This is a genomic window from Bdellovibrio sp. ZAP7, assembly GCF_006874645.1.
Taxonomy (GTDB): Bacteria; Bdellovibrionota; Bdellovibrionia; order Bdellovibrionales; family Bdellovibrionaceae; genus Bdellovibrio.
The window spans coordinates 1,889,407-1,906,352 of record NZ_CP030082.1 but is presented as its reverse complement, the minus strand read 5'-3'; the positions used below and the strand labels follow the sequence as shown (position 1 = coordinate 1,906,352).

Annotated in this window: 15 protein-coding genes; 6 read left to right on the top strand and 9 right to left on the bottom strand. The window is 42.0% G+C overall.

Annotated features, from left to right (window positions below):
• Positions 1-4 precede the first annotated feature (4 nt).
• Both DOM22_RS09175 and DOM22_RS09170 read right to left on the bottom strand, forming a co-directional pair.
• Positions 5-715 (bottom strand): GNAT family N-acetyltransferase, encoded by a 711-nt coding sequence (locus DOM22_RS09175; protein WP_142700070.1) that lies wholly within the window; start codon positions 713-715, stop codon positions 5-7.
• Complete coding sequence (locus tag DOM22_RS09170; protein ID WP_142700069.1) at positions 709-1,491, bottom strand: hypothetical protein; 783 nt, start codon at positions 1,489-1,491, stop codon at positions 709-711. Before DOM22_RS09170 ends, DOM22_RS09175 begins: the two co-directional genes overlap by 7 nt.
• A gap of 87 nt (positions 1,492-1,578) precedes the next feature.
• On the opposite strand from DOM22_RS09170, the gene DOM22_RS09165 reads away from it, so the two are divergent.
• Positions 1,579-2,304 (top strand): hypothetical protein, encoded by a 726-nt coding sequence (locus tag DOM22_RS09165; RefSeq protein WP_142700068.1) that lies wholly within the window; start codon positions 1,579-1,581, stop codon positions 2,302-2,304.
• A gap of 22 nt (positions 2,305-2,326) precedes the next feature.
• Here the strand turns inward: DOM22_RS09165 and DOM22_RS09160 are convergent, their stop codons facing one another.
• Positions 2,327-3,565: an O-antigen ligase gene (locus DOM22_RS09160; RefSeq protein ID WP_210415717.1), complete on the bottom strand. Its 1,239-nt coding sequence runs from the start codon at positions 3,563-3,565 to the stop codon at positions 2,327-2,329.
• Positions 3,566-3,690: 125 nt separating this feature from the next.
• Here DOM22_RS09160 and DOM22_RS09155 point away from each other — a divergent pair, with 125 nt between their 5' ends.
• Genes DOM22_RS09155 through DOM22_RS09145 form a run of 3 tightly spaced genes read left to right on the top strand, consistent with a single transcriptional unit; the run spans position 3,691 to position 7,141 of the window.
• Positions 3,691-5,103, top strand: coding sequence for a UbiA family prenyltransferase (locus DOM22_RS09155; protein WP_142700066.1), 1,413 nt, complete (start codon positions 3,691-3,693; stop codon positions 5,101-5,103).
• Positions 5,100-6,407: an FAD-binding oxidoreductase gene (locus DOM22_RS09150; RefSeq protein WP_142700065.1), complete on the top strand. Its 1,308-nt coding sequence runs from the start codon at positions 5,100-5,102 to the stop codon at positions 6,405-6,407. Before DOM22_RS09155 ends, DOM22_RS09150 begins: the two co-directional genes overlap by 4 nt.
• Complete coding sequence (locus DOM22_RS09145; protein ID WP_142700064.1) at positions 6,404-7,141, top strand: SDR family oxidoreductase; 738 nt, start codon at positions 6,404-6,406, stop codon at positions 7,139-7,141. The genes DOM22_RS09150 and DOM22_RS09145 overlap by 4 nt, the downstream gene beginning before the upstream one ends.
• Here the strand turns inward: DOM22_RS09145 and DOM22_RS09140 are convergent.
• Genes DOM22_RS09140 through rfbB form a run of 6 tightly spaced genes read right to left on the bottom strand, consistent with a single transcriptional unit; the run spans position 7,122 to position 14,196 of the window.
• A complete protein-coding gene (locus DOM22_RS09140; protein ID WP_142700063.1) occupies positions 7,122-8,279 on the bottom strand; it encodes a glycosyltransferase 87 family protein in 1,158 nt (385 codons plus the stop codon). The two genes, DOM22_RS09145 and DOM22_RS09140, sit on opposite strands and share 20 nt — an antisense overlap.
• Positions 8,276-9,823 (bottom strand): hypothetical protein, encoded by a 1,548-nt coding sequence (locus tag DOM22_RS09135; RefSeq protein ID WP_142700062.1) that lies wholly within the window; start codon positions 9,821-9,823, stop codon positions 8,276-8,278. The genes DOM22_RS09140 and DOM22_RS09135 overlap by 4 nt, the downstream gene beginning before the upstream one ends.
• 2 nt (positions 9,824-9,825) lie before the next feature.
• Positions 9,826-10,653, bottom strand: coding sequence for an N-acetylglucosaminyltransferase (locus DOM22_RS09130; RefSeq protein ID WP_142700061.1), 828 nt, complete (start codon positions 10,651-10,653; stop codon positions 9,826-9,828).
• Positions 10,654-10,709: 56 nt separating this feature from the next.
• Positions 10,710-12,260 carry a glycosyltransferase family 39 protein gene (locus tag DOM22_RS09125; protein ID WP_142700060.1) on the bottom strand — a complete coding sequence of 517 codons (1,551 nt, stop codon included), beginning with the start codon at positions 12,258-12,260 and terminating at the stop codon, positions 10,710-10,712.
• The gene (rfbA, locus tag DOM22_RS09120; RefSeq protein WP_142700059.1) at positions 12,260-13,132 is read right to left on the bottom strand and encodes a glucose-1-phosphate thymidylyltransferase RfbA; all 873 of its coding nucleotides are present in this window, start codon (positions 13,130-13,132) and stop codon (positions 12,260-12,262) included. The genes DOM22_RS09125 and rfbA overlap by 1 nt, the downstream gene beginning before the upstream one ends.
• Entirely contained in the window at positions 13,132-14,196 is a 1,065-nt protein-coding gene (rfbB, locus tag DOM22_RS09115; RefSeq protein ID WP_142700058.1) for a dTDP-glucose 4,6-dehydratase, read from the bottom strand. The genes rfbA and rfbB overlap by 1 nt, the downstream gene beginning before the upstream one ends.
• A 137-nt stretch (positions 14,197-14,333) precedes the next feature.
• On the opposite strand from rfbB, the gene DOM22_RS09110 reads away from it, so the two are divergent.
• A complete protein-coding gene (locus tag DOM22_RS09110; RefSeq protein WP_168196614.1) occupies positions 14,334-15,422 on the top strand; it encodes a glycosyltransferase family 1 protein in 1,089 nt (362 codons plus the stop codon).
• Between the two features lie 56 nt (positions 15,423-15,478).
• On the top strand, positions 15,479-16,942 hold the full coding sequence (locus DOM22_RS09105; protein ID WP_142700056.1) for a glycosyltransferase family 39 protein: 1,464 nt from the start codon (positions 15,479-15,481) through the stop codon (positions 16,940-16,942).
• Positions 16,943-16,946 lie beyond the last annotated feature (4 nt).

Sequence of the window (16,946 nt, the reverse complement as noted above, 5' to 3'; positions counted from 1 at the left end):
ATTCCTAAGTTGTATGCACATGATATATATACTTACTATCTACAAGTTTAAATCCGGCTCTTACATAAAGCTCACAAGCACCTTTATTAACTTCCTGAGTTACCACTTCAATTCGTTTAATGCTGTGATCTTGAGCGTACCCAATACAAGCCTTCAACATTTCGGCAGCACATCCTCTTCGCTGAAAATCTTCGCGTACTGCAACCAACTCGATTTTTAGTAGATCTGGAGTTGGCCGAAATGAGACCATGCCAGCCACTTTTCCATCTATATGTTTGAGAAGTATTTTTGTCGCAGGATTTGGCTTTAAAGCATTACCAATCCACATTTTAAATAACTCATCTACTTTATTCTTTGGAATCAAATCATCCGTGCGAAAACGCGAATTTCTGCTGGATAGAACGGCCAAATGCTCAAGTTCTGCAGTACGCGCATTCTTTCCATCATAAAAAACACAGGAGTTTGGAGTAGGAAAATTGACTATGCCCTTAACATCAATAGCGTACGTCATTTTATGATCCATAAGGCGATCAGACAATTCATTTATTTTTATGTTGGAGAAAAGATAGTAAAGCGCCGGCTCGTTAGATTTAGATAGATACTCTTTCAAGGCTGAAAAGTCTGACGTCTCAACTATATAAACACCTTTTTCAAAAAAGTGGCTATCCCATTCAAGCTTAGTTACCTTTATATGATCTAATAACATAACTACCATACACAGATTTTATAGATGTCGGATGGACTTGGTTTCTCAAACCAGTAATCGCCCAAATACACTCGCTCAATGCTCATATTCATAAATGCATTCATCGTTGTGCCAACATCAATATAAGTATTTAGAGGGAATTTATCGTAAAGTTGGTGAATCGCCATTTTACTGTATGAAGACGCCGAAAATAGAAACAGATGCCCCGTAATATTGTTTTGCCCAATCCAAGATGCGATCTCTTCAATTTTATGATAATCATTGATCATCGCATTATATCCGACCCTGAAGTCCTTCACTACGTACGGCAAATTCTTTAACTCAGCTTTCTCATTACAGATGAAAACTGTTGGATAGGACGCAAAAAGCGGAAGCATCTCTGCCATGAATTTCGGATAGTTTCCATTAACGAGAAGGTTGGCCCAAGTAAGAAATTGATCATCAGCAGACTCTTGCAGATGTTTCAATTGCCAATTTAGATTTTCTCTTCCAACACAACAACGACAACTGATGCCTTTGAAGTAATTGTCTTTACGAAATATAAATGCATCCATTAGTCTATCACGATAGAAAGAGTGCTGGTTTGGGTCGAAGTGCTTGTGATCTTCCTTCTTATAAGGACCACCTCGACTCTCGCTACCAATTTTAATAAGATTATCACCCAAGATCAGTTCTTTATTCTGAAAAATGAAAAGCTCGCCATCAGAAAAACGATTAAACGCAAATGGAATTCTTTTTTTCAAAAGATCCAATATTCTATAAAAATCGTTCTCAAAACTCTTCATCGGGCTCTCGTCATAAATTCAAGATAGCCAACTATCTCACACAAATTTTCTAGTTAAAACAAGCATAATACATTAGAGTACAGCATCATGGTTAAATTAATTTCCGCTTATACGGGGCCAAGTATCTCGACACTTGCCAAAATCCATCTAGTGAATAGCCTAAACTCTGCCGGCATTCGAGCTTGCTTTTATGGTAATGAACGTTGGCCAGAAGGTCGCTGTGAGTTCCGACCACTCGGCGAATTCAATCCGACTTCAAAAGACACAATTTTAAATGATGGTTTCAAAATAAATTCTTTTTTTGAATTGGTTAACCTGGATTACCATCGTTATTCAGCAGGAAGAAAAAGACGGTTACTACAGGTACTCAAGTGCCTTGGGAAATATGTATACAGCGTTTCAAAACTGTCAATGCCTGATAAATGTATCTTATTTAAGCATTTTGACCAAAAAACGGCGCCACGTTACTATGATCTCGATGCGAGTGACGCGGCGAATGAGCTGATTATATCAATCAACGAAGACTCCATACTTGCGACGCAAGAGGATGGAAAAACAAAATTTGCATATGATATCTGCGCCCAAAATAACTTACAGAATAGAATACTCAACTCTGCCACAACAACTGTAGTGCTCGCCGGCGCCATTACAGAACCAAACTACTTTCGGCAATCTGTGTTACCTCTTTTAGAGAATGAAGAAAAAATGATCTCTTATATCGGCCTCCAAGAAGAGACACTGAGAAAAATCAGTGAAATCCTAGAAATAAATTGCAAGAAGTCCATCGAAAAGTGGCTTACCCTTTTGAGATAACAACATTTCGCCCAAGCTATTTTTAAATAGAACCTTTGGACATTCTTTGCATTCGTCCAAGACAAAGCCCAAAAAAGATCAAAAAGGAATTCCTTGAAAACGGAATGACGAAAGGACTATCAAATATCCCCATTCCGAGAAATACGATCAAAATCGCAAGGCCGCCCAACGCAAACATCCGTATTTCCTGACTTCTGGACCTACGAAATACACCATAACTGAGCTTAATCGCACCACCAAATAGCAAGCAGAACGAAATAACAGCAACAACCCCTCCCCCCACCGCAACCTGCAACAGGTCGTTGTGAGCATGACTGCTGTATTGATTTGTTTCATCCACATAGCTCGAAATACCAATTTTTTTGAAATAGGGAATTTCCAAACGGTAGTTTTCTAAATATCCCACGCCAAACAAAGGATAATCTTTAAGGATTTCCCAATTACTACGCCACAAAAGAAATCGAATGCCTTGAGAAGAGTTCTCGGTCGTGTCGAACGAATACATAACACGGTCTTTTAGCCCAAAGACGTTACCCGCAAATAAACCACCTATGAAACAGGAGGCAATTATCGCGACAAGAAGATTTCTTTTTATCTTTAAAAGCAGCGAAATAACGAAAAAACTAAAGATTACGCTAATCCAAATTCCCCTACCCAACGTAAAGAAAATCAGGATCGCTAAAAACAGACTGCAAACACTAAGAGTCCAATCAATCTTTTTAGTTTCCTGATAACTCACCGATTCCCATACAAACAAGAAAACCAAAGGCATCGCTATACAAAATGCGGCGATATTGGGATTTTCAAATAAACCTTGAAATCGTCCAAATTGAGCGAAGACAAAATACTGAAGATAAGTACTCACAAGTAGAATAAGGCAGTATGCTACCGCAATTTTGCGAAAAACACTCTCGCGGAAAGCCATGTGCATTCCCAGATATATGCAGACATAAAAACTAAGTACCCATCGCAGACTCAATATTTCTTTCAGCTGCAAAGGGCCAACTCCAGAGGAGCAAAAGTAGCCTGCGATATTTGCAACGGTCCACACTCCAATCAGGATCGAGGCGTACTTTAAATTAGAAAAAATTTGTTTTAGACCACGCAATTTACAACTTTTAAAATCATGGTAAATGATAATAAGCGCCGACAAAACGAAAAGAAGATCTACGAGATTTCGACTAACTGCAGTTGCTAGAGTTAAAAGTATCGCTAAGATACTCCAAATTTTTCTCTCTTCATTCTGCACTATTTCAGTCACTGACCTGCCCTCGCAAGGGTCGAATTATTCCAACCATTCCACACTGTGGCAAATATTTTGCGAATCAGGTTGACACAACGCGCCCACTTGCTCTCCCCGAGTGGAGTCGCTAACATCCACCTCCTATGAAACATACGCTTGTTTGTGATTTAGATGATTGCCTCATAAAAACTGATTTACTTTATGAGCAATGGCTTGTGCTACTTAAGAGTAACCCTTTACAGTTTTTGAAAAGTATTTTGTGGCTACTTAAAGGCAAAGCATATTTCAAAGCACAACTTGCAAAACATGCTCCCGTTGTTGCCAAACTTTTGCCTTATCGCATCTCTGTCTTAGATCTTTTGCGCAATGCTAAAGCGGAAGGTCGAGAAGTCATTTTGGCATCTGCAAGCCCTGATCTATGGGTCCAAGAAGTAGCCAATCACTTGGGTATATTTAATCGCTCAATCGGTTCGACTATGGAGAAAAACTATAAAGGTCAAAATAAGCTCGCTGCTATAAAAGAAATGATTGGAAGTCAAAAATTCGCATATGTTGGGGACCATGATGCAGATTTAAAAATTTGGACTGATGCAGATGAAGTTATTGCGGTTAATCCGACGAACAATTTACGTGCAAAAATTAGACGGCTGGAAAAACCTACGCAGTACATCGTCGACGATAAAAAAAGTATTTTTAAACTAATTATCAAGCAAATGCGACCACACCAGTGGATCAAGAATGCTTTGGTGTTCCTCCCTGCACTCGCAGGTCACAAAATTTGGAATATAGACATTGTCATCAATTGCCTTTGTGCGTTTGCAGGTTTTAGCCTATCCGCATCCTTCGTTTACATATTCAACGACATCTTGGACCTACGCTCTGATCGCAACCATCACACCAAAAAGAATAGACCCTTCGCTTCGGGCAATCTATCAATCAAATGGGGAATACTGCTTTTACCGACACTTCTCCTGGGGTCGTTTCTTTTCGCACTTCCATTGCCAAATGAATATCTGGCGTGGATATCAGGTTACCTGATGTTGAATTTGGCCTATTCACTTTACCTTAAGCAAAGTGTTGTCGTGGACATCATCATTCTTTCCATGATGTATACTTTGAGAATCTTTGCGGGATCAGGCGCCACATCTATTCCAGTTTCAGAATGGTTATTGAGTTTTGCGACGTTATTCTTTTTCAGTCTGGCTTGCGTTAAGAGATGTACAGAAATCATCAGAAGTAAAAACAAGCTGACGATAGATGGACGAGGCTATCGCCAAGTTGACTATCCCATGATTCAGTCATTGGGGGCCGGCTCGGGACTGATTGCGATTCTCATCATTCTTCTTTACCTTCAAAGTAAAGATGTTCGTGCCCTTTACACAAATCCACAACATTTGTGGTTTGCGACGCCGATATTGCTATTTTGGATCTCGCGAATTTGGATTCTTACCAATAGAGATGAAATGCATGATGATCCCGTTGTATTTGCGGTTAAAGACAAAATCAGCTGGGTCTGCTTTGCTATTCTAGGTTTGATCGGTTGGATTTCGACATGAGAGATAATCAGAGCTGGGGACAATATCCCCTGGCGACAGATCAGACCCTTTATCCCTTTTCGAACCGGTTCTCGTTATTGCCAAAGGTCAGTGCTTCATTATTGCCTCGCGGATTGGGACGATCCTATGGTGACTCTTGCCTTAATGACCATGGCGTACTTCTTTCCTCGACCGGATTAAATCGCTATATCGATTTTAATCAGGAAACGGGAGTTCTGTGTTGCGAAGCGGGAGTTTCTTTTGACGAAATACTTCAACTTGCAGTCCCGCGAGGGTGGTTCCTACCCGTTACTCCGGGTACAAAATTTATAACGGTCGGCGGCGCCATTGCCAATGATATCCATGGAAAAAACCATCATATCGCGGGAAATTTTGGCCATCACGTTAGCCGCTTTGAAATTCTTCGATCGTCTGGAGAAAGACTGATTTGTTCTCGAAATGAAAACAGCGATCTTTTCTATGCGACCATCGGTGGTCTTGGGCTGACAGGATTCATCACCTGGGTTGAGTTTAATCTTACAAAAATCGATTCATCGTGGATCGATCAAGAGCAAATTCAATTCCACTCCCTCAGCGAATTTTTCGAAATCGCTGCCGAATCTGAAACTGGCTATGAATATACAGTTGCCTGGGTAGATTGTGTCAGCAGCGAAAAAGATATTCGTGGTATTTTTATTCGTGGCAACTTTGCAAAACCACAAGCCACAGAAAACTACAAAGTTCACAAACTAACGAGCCTCAAAAATATCCCAGTGTATTTCCCCGAGATAACACTCAACAAGTTTTCGATTCGCGCCTTCAACGAGTTGTATTTCAGAAAGAATATTACTCCACGAAAGAAAAACCTTGTTCACTATGAACCCTTCTTTTACCCTTTGGATGCAATTCACAACTGGAACCGCATCTATGGCAAAAGAGGCTTCTTACAATATCAATTCGTCGTTCCATATAAGAACGACTCCGGTGCCGCAGTACAAAAGATCATCCAACTGTTGAACAAGAGCCAAATGGGATCTTTCCTGGCGGTGCTGAAAACCTTTGGAAACGTACCTTCAGAGGGAATGATGTCATTTCCTAAAGAGGGCGTGACACTTGCATTAGATTTTGCAAACTACGGCGAAGACCTTTATCAGGTCCTGGAAGAGTGCGACGCAATCGTGCGCTCCGCCGGTGGCGCCGTCTATCCGGCAAAAGACGCCAGAATGTCGAAAGAAAGTTTTTCCGCCTTCTATCCCCAGCGTAAATCCTTTGAACAATTTATTGATCCTCAGTTTTCTTCTAGTTTTTGGAGACGAGTCCGATGAAAAAAATCCTGATTATTGGAGCCACTTCAGCAATTGCTCAAGAGACTTCTAAAGTATATGCCACAGCAAAAAATGAACTTATTTTGTGGGGCAGAAACTCCCAAATGCTGGAAGCGATTGCCAGTGATCTTCGTGTCCGTGGTGCCGGAAAAGTTTCAGTCATCAGCCATGACCTGAATGATCTTTCATCTCATCAAAAGCTTGTTAACGACATTTGGACAAATCATGGGTCCGTCGATGTCGTACTGGTAGCTCACGGGGTTTTGGGAGATCCAAGAAAAGCCGAAGTCGATCAAGCCGAAATGCTTCACCTGCTAAACAGTAACTTCGTAAGCCATGCTTCCCTGCTGACTTATATAGCTCCGAAAATGGTCGCGCAAAAAAATGGTACGATCGCTGTGATTTCATCCGTGGCGGGAGACCGTGGCAAACAATCTAATTATGTCTATGGATCTGCCAAAGCCGGTATGACTTGTTTCCTGGATGGTATGCGCAACAGACTCTTCGGAACTGGCGTCCATATTGTAAATTTAAAACTGGGACCTGTAGACACACCCATGACGAAAGATCACAAGAAATCGCCGTTATTTGGAAAGGCTCCACAAGTGGGTGCGGGTATCGCCAGGGCCATCGAAGATCAGAAAAACACTGTTTATCTGCCGTTCTTCTGGCGATACATCATGTGGATTATTTGTTCTATTCCTGAAAATATTTTTAAACGTCTACGTCTTTAGACGTTTGTCTTTGCTTTCTCCATTGGAGAGTCAGCAGGATCAACACGGCAATCATCGTATAGATTGCTGTGTTGTTCGAAATCAATTCCCACCATTCATTGTTCTTAGTTCCATTTAATACACGATGGAACACGGTAACAAAGAAGATCCAAAATGCGAATCGTCTTGGAACACGCGAAAGCAATGGCACCATGGCAACACATAAAAGAATAAGCGCATACGGCTTCAAACGTGGAATCCACATTAAAATCAGAAGGTAACTCCAGCAGAGCCTATAGAGGGCACTTGCTTCGTTACGAATTGTGTTTTTCCAAACCCAATATGTAAGAGCAGCCAGCCCTGCAACCAAAATTACAAAAATCGCAAACCAATATTGCTCTGTAAACATCATTGCCAGGTTTTTGAAGAACAAAAGAACTGTCGGGTTCGATGCGTTTGCCGTCATTTCATTAGCGGGGCTATGTTGATTTAAATACCCACCCGTAAGCTGTCTAAAAAATGATAAGGCCAGCTCTTTTGAGAAAATAATATTCGCAACAATAAGAGAAATCATTCCGCCTACAAACACTATAAACTGAATCGCTCTGTCTTTCCATTTTGGGCTCGAAAACCAGATTGGCAAAGCCAGCATCGAAGGAACGATTTTCAAAAATGCCATTGGAACCAAAAAGATCGAAGACCAATTTTTTTTCTGAACCGTAAATACGAGTGCAAGAGTTAGCAGAAAAGCTTCAACGACACCTAGATTCCCCGTTTCGATATTGGAATATGTCGAGTTATAGCCCAGAAGCACAACAGGAAGCGCAACAATCAAACTACTTGAAAGCTTACGCACCAGAAGCCACACGATAACACCAATGAGAAGTATGTCGATATAGATGAAGATAAACTTAATTGAACATAGGTACTGGTAAAAAGTCAGAAATAACGCCGGATATGAATAAGAAAGCTTCATCCCCAGATTTTCTGCAATATATGGATCTAAGCCGCTGCTCCATACTTCAGAAGCCTTACAGTAGATCTCATGATCCCATCCTGTAGAAGCTCTACGCATTAACTTAATAACACTCTGGATGAACGCTGCGATGATAACAAATAGGAAAATAAATTCTCCTATTGTCTTCTTACGATTTATCATCGCAACCCCTCTCTGCACTTATAAAGAGAATAAAACTTGGACTCACGCTCTTTAAGGTATGCACGATGAAAAGCTTCTTTGAATTCTTCATCAAACAGGGGTTTATGTCCATAGAAACTGGTCATTCCCCATGGTTCACCATCTTTTGGAAACACGAAATTGGGAATGGAACAGTTTTTAATTGATTCAATTGTCTCTTGGGGAATAGCTAAACCTGAAGCCTTCATATCCATCAGAGCGGCTCCATCCAACAAAAGGCCACGCTCCTTAGCTACTGAAACTACTTTTAAAAAACTCGATTCATAGTTTTTTACTTCTGAATATCCGACTTCGAGCTTCCCTTCCGTACTATTTAAGACCTCTGAGAAATCCAAAAGTTCTTCTTTACGCACGATGGTTTGCTGAAACAACGCTGCCACACGCTTTTGTCGATTCACTCCATTTAAGGAAACAGTTAACAAAAAGGCTGCAACGACAAAATTCAATCGGCTGCGCTCCTGAGAGCCCATACTGAAATACGCGTCTACGGCAAAATAAAGCACAAGTGGTAGCAATGGCATAAAGTGATGAGGCCCAGCCCCCGGCTTACTGGCCGCCAACGCAACCACGACACTTACAATCACTAACGCAATGAAAGTCCATCTGTACTTTCGCTGAAACCCCAATAAATAAATGAAGATTAAAAAGCTGCCGATGAAGGTCAGATTTTTTACGAAATCCTTCATCACGAGACCATGCTTGGAAGCCATTTCGATCCAGGCGAAATAATTCTCGGCACCGACATTATTAAGCAGGAAGGGCATCAGCAATCCAAAGACTGCCAGAACCGATGCACACAGCAACGGAAGCAGCTTTACTTTGGTGCGATTCATTTCCAAATAGAACACCACCGCCGGCACGAAGTACAAAACTCCATGCAGCTTGCAGTTTGCAGATAAACCACAAAGCAATCCTAGAAGTCCATAGGTCGCATAGACTCCGAGCTTATCACTCATGAGAACGACAAAAAGAGCCAGGAAAGCATAGGCTGTTAAATAAGAATCCGGTCGATTCCAGTAACTGAAATTATAATAGCCGAGCAAAACAACACTCAGAGTTCCCAGTGCCAACAAAAGCTTAGAACGCGATAGCCCGATTTGCTTTATACTTAAGTAAAAAGCGGCCAGCAAAATAGAAAGATTTAGAACCCCTGGGATCTTTCCCATCACCAGAACTGACAACCCGCTACTTTGAAAGAACGCATTCACCAGGTAAGGCCAAGGCCCGTATAACAATGAGTATCTCGAGGGATCTTGAAGGGCTGTGTAAATAGGATGCCCTTGAAGCCAATAACTTGCGACGGACACAATGTTAACTTCGGCATGATCAAAATAAAGCGGCGTAAATAAATAACCTGCGCCGGTAAATACCAACCAGGCCAATGACGAAAACAAAAGTGCTTTCAATATGAAAGCAACACCAGCTCGCAGAAATGAAAATCGTTGGAGATAGAACCCCAACAACATCAATGATAAAAAATTAACGAGCAAGGATGAGACTGGCATATTTACTCAAGTATCAGTTCGTGCAGTTCAGCTTTGTGCTGCTGAACGTATTTTGGGAATGATTCATCCACTTTAACAAACTGGGAATCTAGTTTATCCCCGTAAAGACTGCCACCCTTGCGGATGATATCCTCTACCTTTTTCGGATCTTTAAATTCATCGCGATTATGCTCTTTATGAGCATAGGCCTCAATCTTTTCGATCACTTTCTTAGCGCCACCGAGATAACTGAAATGCCAACCACCGTTTGGTACAATTGTGACCAGATCAGTGTTTTGACGTGTTTCACGATGAAGACGCGTCTTTTTGATCGTTTTGATGTCTTTATAGTTCAACATCACGGTGCCATACCAGGGCATATAACCATCAACCAACGGAATTGGCTCTGGATAGGTTTTGATGAAACAATTTAGATAGTAATAGTAAAGCTTTTGCTGGAAAACTTTAATTCCCGGCTTGCTCGCGTATTCACGGACTAATTCTGGACGAGGAATTTCATCCACATCGGAGACAATGATCACATCGTTCGGATGACATTTTTTTAATCCGTGAAGAATGCCTTCCTTTTGATGATCATCATAGTCCCAGGTTTTTGGAATACGCCATTTAGAAAAGAAAGTTGGATATTCATCGACTACGACGTGCTCGATTTTATGCAAAAAAGGCTTAAAGCGTTCCTTATTCAATTCAAAAAAAAGCGGTTTTTCTTTCTTTTGAAAAGTTCTAGTCGCTTCGACCAAAACAAAACGATCTACAACGTCGTTTAGTGTGTTTAAACGAATCTCAAGTAAATCCAGCTCATTAAAAAATGCAAAACAGTCGTAAATCATGCGAAAAACCTAATCCTCGTACCTTGAAATTGCAATGTGAAACTCCCGCCAAATTGCTAATTCTTTACGCAGGTGTAAACTGCGTAATATTCGGTCTGGCGGACCTTTTCATACTTTTCAGCGAAGACATCTTTGAATTCCTGGGAATACAGAGGTTTTTCGCCGTAGTAACTCATGATATTCCATGGAGCACCCTCCGCCGGAAAAACGAATGTAGGAATCTGACAACTTTTAATTGTCTCCACAGTGGATGGCGGAATACTCAGTCCACTGGCATTCATATCCATCAAAGCAGATCCCTCTATTAACAACCCCGAACGCTGATCTGCAATGGCCGTCAGCCTAAAGAAAGTTGCACCATAGGACTCGCTATTGGAATATCCCATTTCTATCAGACCAGACGTTTCCTTTAATATGTTTTCAAAGTCTTTCAGCTGCGCGATTGCATTTCGGGTCTGCTCAAACTCTTTAACAACGCGTCTCTGCCTGTGATGTGCTTCAAACACCATTGATATTACAAAGGCCGCAAGGACATAGTTCATCGAACGACGATCCTCCATTGAAACACCAAAATAAGATTGGATCGCAAAAAATATTATAGCCGGAACGAAGGGCATAAAGTGATGAGTACCCGCCCCAGGCTTACTAGCAACAATCGCCACCATAAATCCGGTGATGCACAATGATAAATACGTCCAACGATACCGTTTGTGAAACTTCAACAGGAACAGGAAGAGTAGGAAGCAAAAAATAAATGTTGTGGTCTTAACAAAATCCAGGGCATCCAGACCATGCTTGGAGGCAAGCTTAAGCCAAACAAGGTAGTTCTCTTCACCGACATTTTTAAGAAAGAACGGCAACAGCAGTCCTGCAAATGCAAGCAAAGCACCAAAAATCAGGTAGGACCAATTGATCTTTCTCCCCGATTTTTCAAAGTAATAAACCACTGGGGGAATAAAATAGACGACTCCATGAATCTTACAGTTCGCAGCCAGTCCACAAAGAAGCCCCACTCCCAAATACGTCGCCAGGTCTCCGATCTTTTCATTATAGACAACAAGCATCAGCGCCAGGAAAGCATACGTCATCAGAAATGAGTCAGGTCGATTCCAATAACTGAAATGGTAAAACACCAAGAGGACACTGCTCAACACACCCATACTGAGCAAGCGATCTAACAGGTTCAATTTTCTGATGGTCAGATAAAATCCAGAAAATAAAATAAAGAAATTCAAAACCCCCGGAAGCTTACTTAAAAGGTAAACGGAGCCACTTAAGGACTGAAAAGCTGCATTCACTAAATAAGGCCATGATCCATATAACAAAGAATATCTGGAGGCTGCATCCGGTAGCGTATAAATTGGATTCCCTAGCTTCCAGATACTAGCTACCGCTGCAATATTTAACTCTACGTGATCGAAGAATTGAGGCACACAAAGGTAGGCTAAAGCAGTTAACAAATGCCAGCCCAGGCAAGCAAACAACACGACAACCAAAAGTTTCTTAAAAATGAAACGAACCGGCTGGTAGCGTTGAGCCCAACCTCCAATAATTAACACCAGAACAAAGTTCGTTAATATGGAGGATATAGAATCCAATTTGTCCATTATTCAAGTTCTTGGCTAAGCTGAATCAGATACTGGCCGTAAGCATTCTTCTTAAGAGGCTCAGCAAGCTTCAACAACTGTTCCTTGTTAATATATTTCATGCGCGCAGCCACTTCTTCAGGAGCAGCAATCTTCACCCCTTGACGCTTTTCAATCGTCTGAATGAACATACTCGCTTCAAGGAGACTTTCATGCGTTCCTGTATCAAGCCACGCAAAACCGCGACCCATTACTTGAACGTCCAGATTGCCTTTTTCTAAATAAATTCGATTGAGATCAGTGATCTCAAGTTCACCCCTCGGTGACGGCTTAAGTGATTTTGCATATTCAACGACATGCTTGTCGTAAAAATACAGACCAGTCACTGCATAATGGGATTTAGGATTTGCTGGCTTTTCTTCGAGAGAAACAGCGTTGAAAGATTTATCAAATTCAACGACGCCGTATCTTTCAGGATCTGGAACTTTAATCGCAAACACAGTCGCACCAGATTTTTGCTTCGCAGTTTCTTTAAGTAGCTGCATGAAGCCGTGACCGTAATAAATATTATCTCCCAAAACCAACGCACACTCATCACCATCAATAAATTTCTCACCGATGATAAATGCCTGTGCCAGACCATCCGGAGACGGCTGAACCGCATAAGAAATCTTAATTCCCCACTGCGAACCATCCCCCAACAGCTGTTCAAAACGAGGCGTGTCTTGAGGAGTAGAAATAACCAGGATATCGCGAATCCCTGCCATCATCAGAGTCGTTAGTGGATAATAAACCATTGGCTTATCGTAAATCGGCAGAAGCTGTTTACTGACCACAGTCGTTGCAGGATAAAGACGCGTCCCAGAGCCGCCAGCTAAGATGATTCCCTTCATTATTGACGTCCTCCATAGTTTTTATCCAACCACTCACGGTAGCTACCTGAAACAATATTAGAAACCCAAGTCTCGTTGCTTAAATACCAGCGAATAGTTTTATCAAGACCTGTTTCGAAATTCTCTTTCGGTTTCCAGCCCAATTCTTTTTCAATTTTTGTTGCATCGATCGCATAGCGCTTGTCATGGCCTGGGCGATCGGTAACGAATACCTTCTGAGTCAAATAGCTCTTACCATCGCTGCGAGGGCGAACTTGATCCAACGTTTTGCAGATAGTGTCGACAACTTCGATGTTCTTTTTTTCGTTCCAGCCACCGACATTGTAAGTCTCACCCAAGCGACCTTTTTCCAAAGCAAGTTCGATGGCCTCACAGTGATCAACCACATACAACCAATCACGGATGTTTGAGCCATCACCATAGATCGGTAAGTTTTTACCATTCAAAGCATTGTGAATTACGAGAGGGATCAGCTTTTCTGGGAATTGATATGGCCCATAGTTATTCGAGCAGTTTGTCGTCACCGTCGGAAGACCGTACGTATGATGATACGCACGCACCAAGTGATCACTCGCGGCTTTAGAAGCAGAATACGGACTGTTCGGAGCATAAGGAGTCGTTTCGCTGAAGGCAGGATCCTTCAACTCAAGGCTTCCGTAAACTTCATCAGTTGAAACATGCAAGAAACGGAATTTCTCTTTGTCGCTGCCTTGAAGTTGTGACCAGTATTCCTTTGCCACTTGCAGAAGATTGAATGTGCCAACGATATTTGTCTGAATGAATTCACCAGGACCATGAATCGAACGGTCCACGTGGCTTTCTGCCGCGAAATTTAAAATCGCGCGAGGCTTGTGTTCTTTCACTAATTTTTCCAAAGCATTCAGATCCAAAAGATCGACTTTGGCGAAAATGTAGTTGGGATTGTCTTGAACCTCTTTAAGGTTTTCCAAGTTCCCCGCATAAGTTAATTTATCAATATTAACGACAGGTTCGTTATGTTTCTTGATCCAGTTTAGAATAAAATTCGAACCAATGAAGCCCGCGCCGCCCGTAACAAAAATCATGTCAAAAACCCCGAATTACACATTTTTTATAGAGGAATACTCTATGCTTTTTTGGTTACTAAGCTGTACTAGAATGCAATGCAGAAAGATTCTTTCTAGGCGCACCCCAAATCTCTATGGTACCAAAGATTATGCCTATGGATTCACAGACAGCCAACACCTTGCATCAAGCGCCACGAACAGTCTTCTTTGACGTTAGTACGTTAAACCCAGACAAGGTCACGGGGATTGGCGTGTACATGAATCAACTGTGGCAGCACCTGAAAGACCATCCCAAGGTAAAATTCATCCCAGTTATTAAGCTTTCTCGCCTAAAAAATAGGAAGAAGCTTGAAGCCTACTTGGGACGAAAAATTCAACCGTTGTGGCCCTGGACCGGGATCGCCACTAAAAACGCCGTCTATCATGGACCCGATTTTAAAATCTCCATGGGCTCAAGCATTCCTAAGGTCGTCACGATTCACGACATGGTTGTTTTTGAAAAGTCGTACAACACCTCTGCATTTTACAATAAGGGAATAGACGACCTTACCGCCGTCTTAAAAAGCGACCTGAGTGCCGTGATCGTGAACTCGGAATTCACCAAGCAAGAGGTCTTAAAATATTTCCCAGAACTCGCTTCGAAAACTTATGTAACTTACTTGGGATGCGATCGTTCTTATCCTCTACCAGAGAAAATCGCCTCATTATCGACAGAGAAATACATTCTGTTCCTTGGAACATTAGAAAAACGCAAAAACGTAACGGCAGTACTTGAAGCCTTTAAAATCCTTTGCCAAAAAGGCACAGACCACAAACTGGTCTTAGCGGGCACTTGGGGTTTTGGCGATGACGAAATCAAAGCGGCAATTGCGAAGTTTCCGTTTCCTGAAAAACTTGTTCATTTAAGCTATGTCCCGAACACACAGATCGAAGAACTATTTAAAAAAGCCACGGCCTTTGTGTTTCCGAGCCTGTATGAAGGATTTGGAATTCCAGTGCTCGAGGCAATGAGCCTCGGCTGCCCGGTTGTCACATCCAACGAAGGGGTTTTAAAAGAAGTGACAGGCGAGGCCGCACTTCACGCCTCCCCTCACTCCCCACAAGAAATTGCTGAAAAACTGGAACAGTTAATTCATTCCGAAGAACTTCGCAGTAAAATGATCAAACTTGGCAAAGAGCATTCGCGTCGTTTCACTTGGAAAACCTGCGCAGAAGAGACCTTGAAGGTTTATCAAAAAATCTAAACTTCATTACCCGTTCTGACTTGGCTTGCCCGAACTTAGCATGCTTAAATGTCGGCATGACAGAGAGTAAAAACAGTCTTCGCACATTCTTATATATTATCGCTGGTGTTTTTTTATTGGTTTTTGCGAAGAACTGGGAGCCCGGCATTGGTGTCAGCAGCACCACTTACGGAGCCTTAGCGAAAAACATTCTGTCGACTGGAAATCTGTTTCATTTTAACTTAGGACCGGGACTTTATGATCCCTTCGTGGATCACCCGCCCTTGGCTTTGTGGCTAGATGCTTTGGCCTTTAAGCTTTTTGGAATTTCAGCGCAAACAATTCGTCTGGTTTCTTCCATAGCAGGAATTCTGGCAATTGCCGCGATGTTTGGTGCCGTAAAGAATCTTACAAATGAACGCCATGCTGTTTTTACTTATTTAATCATCATTCCGGTGACGACATTTTTTAATTTCATGGCGAGTGGTTGGCTGGACATGCCCATGGTGGCTTTCACTTTGGGTGGATTTTATTTTGCGACATTAGCTGAACGTAAAAATCGCAGTCTTAACGTGTTTCTTGCAGGACTTTGCCTGTCTTGTGCGGTTTTGACAAAAGGAGCCGGTGCTTTAGGGACGATTCCGGTTGGGCTCTTTATTTTAATTTATAATTTCAAATCACCTAAAGCTTTAGCCTCTTTCGCCGTAGGGATTGTTGCTCCCCTGTCGCTTTTTACGTTCCTTCACTATCAGCAAGAGGGCTTCATCTTTTGGTCCGCCTATTTGAAACGTCAATTTGGTCAAAACGTTGTTCAGCAGTCTGCGCACGAACCGTTTTGGTATTTCCGCGCGACTTGGGAAAGAGCGGCCATTTTGTTACTTCTTTTTCCGTTCGCCATTAGAAAACTTTGGAAAGATCAGCGCCCTTTATGCATTCTGGTTCTGGGTCAGCTGCTTATCCACATTGCCGTTTATTCGACAAGCGCACGTCACTATGACCAATACACATTGCCTATTTATCCTTGGCTTGCAATAACGGCGGGGTATTTGCTGGCAACCAAATTCGCAAATGCCAACCCCATTAAAATTTCCAAAGTTTTAGCCGGTATTGCTTTATTCTTTTTCGTCGCCGTCGATTTGCTGCCGATTCGCGTTCACTCCGGAAATGAAGTTCCTTTCAGAGCTTTTATGCCCGCGATGGGGTCCTTCAGTAAAGTTCAAGAAATGTACTTCCCCAGCACCATCGAAGATCAGGATATGTGGGAAATTACCGGATCATTCATTTCCTGGTATTTGGATAAAACACCCGTAGGAGTGGAACCGAGTAAATTCAAAGAGACTTTAAGACAGCATCCGGAAGTTTTAGCGATCGTTGAAACGAAGACCTTTAATGAACTCTCATTCAAAAAAGAAGATGGCGATATTCACCATAAATGTTTGTGGAATGAAGAATTGATCTTACTTGCAACTGAAGAACAGTGTCCTTCGTCAGTGCAAAGCTATCGCCCTATTGAAACAAAAACGCAGACTTTTACAAGATAGGAAA